Origin of the sequence: Microbacterium sp. HMWF026 (genome assembly GCF_003061325.1) — a bacterium.
Classification (GTDB): domain Bacteria; phylum Actinomycetota; class Actinomycetes; order Actinomycetales; family Microbacteriaceae; genus Microbacterium; species Microbacterium testaceum_E.
This window is the reverse complement of the sequence record NZ_QAJB01000373.1, coordinates 11,648-19,871: the sequence shown is the minus strand read 5'-3', so window position 1 is coordinate 19,871 and position 8,224 is coordinate 11,648. Positions and strand designations below refer to the sequence as shown.

The window sequence follows — 8,224 nt, the reverse complement described above, 5'->3', positions numbered from 1 at the left end:
GGCATCCCCTCCCGGAATCGGGCGCCCTCCCGGCAGCGTCGTCACGACGGCCTGTCAGGTGTTGTCGGGGTCGTGGAAGGTGCGCACGACGTGGTCGAGAGCGTGGACGGTCAGATCGAGAGAATCCACATCGATGCGCTCGTTGTGGCCGTGGAAGAGGCGTCGGAAGGTGCCGTAGTCCCATCGCTCGCTGAGCACGCCGAACCCGTAGGCGGGGATGCCGCGGCGGCGGTAGAACCTGCCGTCGGTGCCGCCGATCCCGAGCATGGGCAGAAGCTGCGCGCCGGGATACGCACGGCGCACGGCGCTTCCGAGCGCAGCGTAGAGAGGCGTGTCGATCGGCGAGATCGTGGACTCCCCGAACCAGTCGCCCTCGATGTCGATGTGCTCGAGCAGGTCTCCGAGCGCATCGCGCAGGTACCCCCGCACATCGTCGGGGGTGACACCCGGAAGGATGCGGATGTCGAGCTGCACGGTCGCCTCGCCCGGGATGACGTTGGCCTTGTCCCCCGCGCGGATGACGTTGGGCGAGATCGTCGTGTGGGTCGACGCGTGCGCGAAACCGTTCAGCTCGCCGAGCCCGTCCACGCCCTCGAAGAACCTCAAGGGATCGGTGACCGCGGACCGCAGCTCCGGGTCGAGGTCGAGGGCCCCTGCGTACGCGCGCCACTGCGGGGTGATCACGGTGGGACCTCGGAAGCGCGCCAGGCGCGTCACCGCCTCGGCCGCGATGACCGCGGCACTGCGCGTCCCCCACGGCGCGGAGCCGTGTCCCGGTACGCCCCGCACGCGCAGCGAGCGGCCCGCTCCGCCCTTCTCTCCCACCATCACCCCGAGCGAGGGCGCCGGTCCGGCGTGGGCACCGCCGGATTCGGTCAGCACGAAATCGGCGTCGATCAGATCGAGCCGGTGCTCGGTCAGCCATCCGACCCCGAAACGGCTGCCGCTCTCTTCGTCGGCGACGGCCGCGAAGATGAGGTCGCCGCGCGGACGGAAACCGCTCGTGGCGATCGCGCGGGTGACGACGGCGTACGCGGCGGTGAGGTTCAGCATGTCGATCGCGCCGCGTCCCCAGAGCACGCCGTCGACGATCTCGGCGGCGAACGGGTCGCGCTCCCATCCCGCGGCTTCGACGGGGACGACGTCGGTGTGCCCGACCAGGGCGAGCGACGGTGCGCCGCGATCGGTGCCTCCGATGCGGACGATCAACGACTGGCGTCCCGGGTGCGGCTCGACGACGACGCCCTCGACACCCGCCCCGGCGAAGAACTCCTGCAGGGTGCGCACCTGACGCCACTCCTGACCCGAATCGGGGGTGCCGTCGTTGACGGCGGCGTTGCGGATCAACAGCTGCAGCAGCTCGACCGTCTGCTGTGCGAGAGACGTGTCACCGGTCATGACGCGGCCTCGCGCGAACGCCCCGGGATCGCGTCGATGAGATGACGCGTGTACTCCTCACGGGGCCGGGTGAGCACGTCGGCGGTCGCGCCCTGTTCGACGACCCTGCCGCTCTGCATGACGACGACGCGATCCGAGATCTCGCGCACCACCGCGAGGTCGTGGCTGATGAACAAATACGAGACGCCGAGATCGCGCTGGAGGTCGACGAGCAGATCGAGGATCTGCGCCTGCACCGACACATCCAACGCCGAGACCGCCTCGTCGAGGACGACCAGGTCGGGACCGGTCGCCAGCGCGCGCGCGATGGCGACGCGTTGGCGCTGGCCGCCCGACAGCTCGGCGGGCCGACGCCGGGCCGTGTCGGCCGGCAAGGCCACCCGATCGAGCAGATCGCGCACGCGGGCCGCTCGGGCCGCTTTGTCGCCGACGCCGAACGCGCGCAGCGGCTCGTCGACGACGTCGGCGATCGAGAACCGCGGATCGAGCGAGGCGTAAGGACTCTGGTACACGAGTTGGAACCGTCGACGCAGCGACCGCACCTGCTCCCGCCCGGCGGCGACGAGATCGATGCCGTCGAAGCGGATGCCGCCGGCCGTGGGCTGCTCCAGGCGCAGGGCGAGTCGTGCCGTGGTGCTCTTGCCCGAACCGGACTCCCCCACGACGGCGAGGGTCTCTCCGCGCTCGAGGGTGAACGAGACATCATCGACGGCGACGAGCCGCCGGCGCCCGGGGAGCGCGAATTCCTTGCGCAGTCGGGCGACCTCGAGGAGGGGAACCTGCGGTTCGCCCCGGTCGGGTGCCGTCCCGCTCTCGCGGCGGGGGCGAGCGACGCCCGGGCTCGCCAGCCCCGGTGCGGCGTCGATGAGCGCTCGCGTGTAGGGGTGCTGCGGCTGCTCGAGGACCACTCGCGCGGGACCCTGCTCCACGATGCGGCCGTGCTGCATGACGATGATGCGATCGGCCCTGTCGGCCGCCACGCCGAGGTCGTGGGTGATGAGCAGGACCGCCGTCCCGAGCGTGTCGGCGAGCGTGTCGATGTGGTCGAGGATCTGCTTCTGCACCGTGACGTCGAGGGCGCTCGTGGGCTCGTCGGCGATCACGAGCTCCGGCTCGGCCGCCAGCGCCGTCGCGATGAGCGCGCGCTGGCGCATCCCGCCCGAGAACTGGTGCGGGAACTGCTTCGCGCGCGCCTCGGGTTCGGGGATGCCGGCGAGCTCCAGCAGACGGACCGCCTGCGTGTCGGCCGCACGGCGCGAGGCGAGCCCGTGGATGACGAGCGGCTCGGCGACCTGCCTCCCGACACGCGTGACGGGGTTGAGGCTCGTGCCCGGGTCCTGGGGGATCAGACCGATCCGGCGGCCCCGTACGCCACGCCAGGCGCGCGGTGACAGTCGGGTGAGATCCTCGCCGGCGAAGCGGATCGCGCCGGCGTCGACCCGCGCGTTGCGGGCCAGCAGATGGATGACGGCGTGCGCGGTCGTGCTCTTGCCCGAACCGGACTCGCCCACGATCGCCACGACCTCACCACGCCCGACGCTGAACGAGATATCCGCCACGGCCCTTCGCGACTCCCCCTCGACCGTGTACGAGATGGTCAGACCGTCGACCTCGAGCAGAGGGCCGGGCAGCGCGGTCATCGGTTTCCTCCGTTACGTTCGAGGGCGCGTGAGATGCGGTTGGCCGAGAGCACGACCGCGACGATCACCACCCCCGGGAGAGTCGTCAGCCACCAGGCGATGGCGAGGTAGTCACGCCCACCCGACACGAGGGAGCCCCACTCCGGCGCGGGTGGAGGCGCGCCGAAGCCGAGGAACGACAGCGACGAGATGGCCAGCACCATGACCCCGAACTCCAGGGCCGCCAGTGCGACGACCGGCCCGGAGGCATTGGGCAGGACGTGGCGCGTGAGGATCGTGTACCACCGGACGCCGGAGACGCGGGCCGCTTCCACGTAGACCGCCGTCGCGACCTGCAGGACCTCCGCACGCATGACGCGGGAGAACGACGCGACGCTCGCCAGCCCCACCGCGATCGCGACGTTGATCGTCCCGAACCCGAGGGCGGTGATCAGGGCGAGCGACAGGAGCAGGCTCGGGATCGCCAGCAGCACGTCCATGAAGCGCATGATGACGTCGTCGACGACGCCCCGGAGGAAGCCCGCGAGCAGGCCGAAGACTGAGCCGACGGCGAGCCCCACGAGGACCGCGACGCTCGTTGCGACGAGCGAGGTGGCCGACCCGTGGACGACGCGCGAGAACAGGTCGCGACCGAGGTTGTCCGTGCCGAAAGGATGTTCCGCCGAGGGCGGTTGCAGTCGATTCCGCGCGACGCCCTCGATCGGGTCCCACGAGGTGAACCAGGTCGGCGCCACGGCCCAGAGCACGACGACGGCCAGCACGATGACGGCGAGGACGAGGGTGGGCTGACGCAGGACGGAACGGATGCCGCGCGCGGCACGTGACCGACCCGCATCCTCACGCCGAGGACGTCGACCGCCCCGCGAGGAGGACTGCTTCTGGACGGGGTCCGCGGGTTCTGCGGGGGCGGTGAGGATGATGGCCATGGTTCCTCCGGCTCAGACGGCGACGAGCGCCGAGCGGGCGAGCGTGATGCGGCGGTCGATGACCGGGTAGACGAGATCGACGAGCAGGTTCGCGACGACGAAGACCAGCGCCGCGAAGACCACCACGATCTGCACGACCGGAACATCGCGGTTGTTGACGGCGGTCACCACCAACCTCCCGATCCCCAGCCGCGAGAACACCGTCTCGGTCACGACGGCGCCGGACAGCAGGCCGCCCACGAGCACGCCGCTCATGGTGAGGGTCGGGATGACGGCGTTGCGCAGGGCATGACCGAATTGCACGCGCGCCTCGCCCGCACCCTTCGCGCGGACGACCTCGATGAAGGGCTGGGCGAGGGCCGAACGCAGACTGCGCGACAGCAGCTGCGCGATGAACGCCCCCGAGGGGATGGCGATCGTGACCGCCGGAAGGACGAGACTCACGAATCCCTGGTCGCCCATGGCGGGGAACAACCGCAGCTGGAACGAGAACGCCTGCAGCAGCAGCAGACCGATCCAGAAGACCGGGATCGACACGCCCACGGGCGGGATCGAGAACAGCAGGTTGCGCAGCCACTGCGTGGGCGCGAGCGAGGCTGCCAACGCCAGGACGGTGCCGAAGACCACGGCCAGCACGAGAGCGAGACCGGTCAGCGCGAGGGTCGACGGCAGGGCTTCGGCGAGCAGGTCCGCCGCCGAGCGCCCGGTCTGCGTCGATGCGCCGAAGTCGCCCGTGAGGGCGCGCCCGAGCGCCGTGAGGTACTGCTCCCACAGCGGCCGGTCGAGCCCGAGCTCGGCGCGCAGCCGCGCCACCAGTTCGGGATCCACCGCCTCCTGCTCCGCGCCGCCCGCGACGAGCGCCGCGGCGTCCCCGGGCAGCAGGTAGAGGACGAGGAACGAGATCGTGTATGCCGCCCAGAGGACGATGAGCCCCTGTCCGACTCGGCGCGCGATATATGTCCGCCACATGATGATCCGTTCCTCGTCCCTGCTCCCGCGGCCTTACTCGGCGATCCAGGCGTCGTAGAAGTCGAGTCGGCTCGACGCCTCGAACGTGAGGCCCTGCACCTTGGACGCCGCGGTGATGGTGGTGGAGAGCTCGTAGATCGGGATCGTGATGCCCTCGGTGATGAGGGCGCGCGCCGCCTCGTCGACGACGCTCTGCCGCGCCGCGGGATCCGTGATCGCCGACTGCTCGTCGAGCAGGTCGTCGACGGCGGAGCGGGTGGTGCGCCGCGTGTTGCCCTTCGGGTTGTCCGCCGTGAAGACGGTGCGCAGCACGTCCGGGTCGGACCGCGTCAGGTTGCCGTAGACGAAGTCGTAGGTGCCGTCGGCCGATGCCGCCTGGGAATCGGCGATGCTCGCGAACTTCACCTGCAGGTCGACACCCACCTCGCGCAGCTGCTGCTGGACGAGCTCGAGCACTTCCTTGGGCGACTGCCAATAGGTGACGAGGAAGCTGAGCTTGTCACCGCCCTTCTCGCGGATGCCGTCGGCTCCGGGGGCCCATCCGGCGTCGTCGAGCAGCGTGCGCGCGGCGTCCGGGTCGTAGGTCAGAACGTCGCTGAGGTCGGTGAAGAACGGCGTGGAGGAAGCGAGGGGCGAGACGGCCACCTTGTCCTCGGGCCCGAGCAGGGTCGACGTGATCTCTTCGCGGTCGATGCTCTTCTGAATGGCCAGGCGCACGTCGGGATCGGCGAGTTTGGGCGTCGACTGGTTGGCGTAGAGGTTGTAGACCACTCCAGGGTTGGCGCGGGTCTGGCTCGTGTACCCGTCGCCGTCGAAGAGGACGGCGTCGGTCGCCGAGATGCCGGTCGTGGCGTCGATCTGCCCCGACTGCAGGCTTCCGGTGCGGTTGCCCGCCTCGGGCACCACGACGTACTCGATCGCGTCGAGGTACGCCTCGCCGCTATGACCGTTGGTCGAGGGCCCCCAGTCGTACCCCTGACGACGGACGAGGGTCGCACCCTGGTTCGGCGTGTAGTTCCCGACGGTGAACGGTCCCGAGCCGGCGTAGTCGCCGAGGCAACGGTCGGCCTGGCTGACCGCCGCGGTGGCGGGAGACAGCAGGCCCAGGCTGAAGGTGGACGTCGCCTGGAGGAACTGCGCGCTCGGACGCGAGAACGTGATCGTCACCGTCTTGGCATCCGTGACCTCGATGCTCTCGAGGTCGGCGAGATAGGACGAGCCGAGCGGCGCCTTCGCCCCGAGTGCCTGGATGGCTTCGAAGTTGGTCTTCACCGACGCTGCGTCGATCGCGGCGCCGTCGGCGTAGGTCGCGCCGTCGCGGAGCGTGAACGTGAAGCTCGTCGCATCGTCGTTGACCTGATAGTCCTCAGCGAGCCACGGCAGGATCTCGCCGGTGTCGGGGTCCTGGACGGTCAGCGACGCGACCGTCTGGCGGGCGATGGCGATCGCGTCGTTGTTGCCCACCTGCTGCGGGTCGATGCATTGACTGTCGACCGAGATGGCGAAGGTCAGGGTGCCACCCGAGACGGGTTCGCGGGAGGGTGTCGGTGCAGAGCTCGTGCTCGTCGAGCTGCAGGCGGAGAGAACGAGCGCGGCGCCCACGGCCGCGACGACCGGGAGCACGCGGGAACGGGTTCGAAGAAGAGGCATGCGATCCAGGTTGATGCGTGCGGGCCGTCCCCGCCTTCGAGGGCGTCACGCCGGGAAAAACCCCGACGCGGGGCTTCACGCGCGGTCACAGGCCGTCATGTCGTTGCCCCGTCGCGAAGCGCGCGCCAACGCGGCGGGGCGTCGAGCGGCACAGGTCGGCGGGGTCGCCTCGGACACGACCGGAGGGTGCCGCACCGGCCCGGCAGCGTCTCAGTCCCGGACGACGGCGTCGGCGAGGATCCGGCCGATCACCGGCGTGAACTTGAAACCGTGGCCCGAGAACCCCGCACCGACCACGACCGGGCCGAAGCGGTCGAGCACGAAGCGCGAGTCGGGCGTCGACGTGTACGTGCAGGTGATCTCACTGAAGTCGTCGGGGTCGACACCGGGGAGCCATTCGCGGGCGTATCGAACGAGCGCCGCCGTCAGGGCGGGGTCCGGGGTGAAGCTGCGGCGGTCGGGGTCGGTCTCGGGGCCGGCGGCGTGCCAGCCCGCCTTCACGCCCTCACCCGGTGTGAACATTCCGTAGATGCCGGCCGGGAACCACGCCGTCTCGCGCGCGTCCGGTGCGGGCAGGTGGTTGAACCCCGGCCACACCGTCGCCGCATCTCGCGGGGCGAAGTGCGCCGGCTGCTCCTGCGTGACGCGCAGCCGCGGCAGTGCGCGCGCGGCATCCGTCGTCCCCAGGACCCGCGACGTCCACGCACCGGCGGTCGTGACGACGCGACGCGCGCGCACCCGACGCTCACCGGACTCGTCCACCGCGCGGAAGGCCACGTGATCGTCGTCGCGCACGTCGAGGTCCTCGACCCGCGTTCGGCCGTGTACCCGACCGCCGAGCGCCTCGACGCGACCCAACAGGGCAGCGACCGACGCGTCCGCGTGCAGACGCCCCGCGTCGGGGGTGTGCAGTACCGGCCCGTCGAAACGGATGCCGGGCCACCGCCGGTGCGCCTCACCGGCGTCGAGCAGGTCCGCGTCGAAACCTCCCGCGCGGATGGCTGCCGCCGTGGACTCGAGGTCGCGGCTGCCGCCGTGGGTCACGATCCCGGTGACGGTCAGCAGCGCCGCGCTGCTCTCGTCCTCGAGCTCGCGCCAGAGCACCCGCGCCTCGCGGAGCCAGGTCAGGTACGTCGCCTCGTCGTAGGCGACGTTGAAATTGCGCGAGGCGCCGTGCGAGGCGCCGCGGACGTGGCCCGGCTCGAACTGCTCGAAGACCTCGACCGACACCCCTCGCCGAGCGAGCTGCCAGGCGGTCGCCGCGCCCATCGCCCCCGCACCGATGACCGCGACGTCGACGGATTCCTCGCTCATGCGACGGAGGGGGTCAGCGTCTTGGCGAAGCAGCGGGAGCCCGCGAATCGCACATAGGGCGGGAAGGTCTCGATCGGGTGGTAGCCGATGCGCTGGTAGAGCGTGATGGCCTCGGGCTGACGGTCACCCGTCTGCAGGATCAGCCGATTGGCCCCGCGCTCGACGGCGAGGTCCTCCAGCGCCGCCATGAGGGCACGGCTCGCGCCGCTGCCACGCGCACGCCGCTGCACGAAGACGCGCTTGACCTCGAGTTCCTCACCCAGCGCGCGCAGCGCCGCGTGACCGACGGCCTCGCCGTCGGCGTCGAGGACGAGGACGACGTCGACG

The 8,224-nt window shown here is 70.8% G+C and carries 7 protein-coding genes; all 7 read right to left on the bottom strand.

What is annotated here, in order from left to right; genetic code table 11:
• Nucleotides 1-54 precede the first annotated feature (54 nt).
• On the bottom strand, nt 55-1,398 hold the full coding sequence (locus DBR36_RS13935; RefSeq protein WP_108320343.1) for a M20/M25/M40 family metallo-hydrolase: 1,344 nt from the start codon (nt 1,396-1,398) through the stop codon (nt 55-57).
• Nucleotides 1,395-3,038 (bottom strand): ABC transporter ATP-binding protein, encoded by a 1,644-nt coding sequence (locus DBR36_RS13930; RefSeq protein WP_108320341.1) that lies wholly within the window; start codon nt 3,036-3,038, stop codon nt 1,395-1,397. Before DBR36_RS13930 ends, DBR36_RS13935 begins: the two co-directional genes overlap by 4 nt.
• On the bottom strand, nt 3,035-3,964 hold the full coding sequence (locus DBR36_RS13925) for an ABC transporter permease (protein WP_108320339.1): 930 nt from the start codon (nt 3,962-3,964) through the stop codon (nt 3,035-3,037). The genes DBR36_RS13930 and DBR36_RS13925 overlap by 4 nt, the downstream gene beginning before the upstream one ends.
• A 12-nt stretch (nt 3,965-3,976) precedes the next feature.
• Nucleotides 3,977-4,933 (bottom strand): ABC transporter permease, encoded by a 957-nt coding sequence (locus tag DBR36_RS13920; protein ID WP_108320337.1) that lies wholly within the window; start codon nt 4,931-4,933, stop codon nt 3,977-3,979.
• A gap of 33 nt (nt 4,934-4,966) precedes the next feature.
• Nucleotides 4,967-6,583 (bottom strand): ABC transporter substrate-binding protein, encoded by a 1,617-nt coding sequence (locus DBR36_RS13915; protein ID WP_108320335.1) that lies wholly within the window; start codon nt 6,581-6,583, stop codon nt 4,967-4,969.
• A 210-nt stretch (nt 6,584-6,793) separates the two neighbouring features.
• A complete protein-coding gene (locus tag DBR36_RS13910; RefSeq protein ID WP_108320333.1) occupies nt 6,794-7,897 on the bottom strand; it encodes an FAD-dependent oxidoreductase in 1,104 nt (367 codons plus the stop codon).
• On the bottom strand, nt 7,894-8,224 hold a 331-nt coding region (locus tag DBR36_RS13905), incomplete at its 5' end, for a GNAT family N-acetyltransferase (RefSeq protein WP_219927662.1). The genes DBR36_RS13910 and DBR36_RS13905, both read right to left, overlap by 4 nt.

Excerpts from the sequence above, each read along its gene's own strand:
- DBR36_RS13910 (WP_108320333.1), bottom strand. The coding sequence starts at position 7,897 with ATGAGCGAGGAATCCGTCGACGTCGCGGTCATCGGTGCGGGGGCGATG.
- DBR36_RS13925 (WP_108320339.1), bottom strand. The coding sequence starts at position 3,964 with ATGGCCATCATCCTCACCGCCCCCGCAGAACCCGCGGACCCCGTCCAG.
- DBR36_RS13920 (WP_108320337.1), bottom strand. The coding sequence starts at position 4,933 with ATGTGGCGGACATATATCGCGCGCCGAGTCGGACAGGGGCTCATCGTC.
- DBR36_RS13915 (WP_108320335.1), bottom strand. The coding sequence starts at position 6,583 with ATGCCTCTTCTTCGAACCCGTTCCCGCGTGCTCCCGGTCGTCGCGGCC.
- DBR36_RS13930 (WP_108320341.1), bottom strand. The coding sequence starts at position 3,038 with ATGACCGCGCTGCCCGGCCCTCTGCTCGAGGTCGACGGTCTGACCATC.
- DBR36_RS13935 (WP_108320343.1), bottom strand. The coding sequence starts at position 1,398 with ATGACCGGTGACACGTCTCTCGCACAGCAGACGGTCGAGCTGCTGCAG.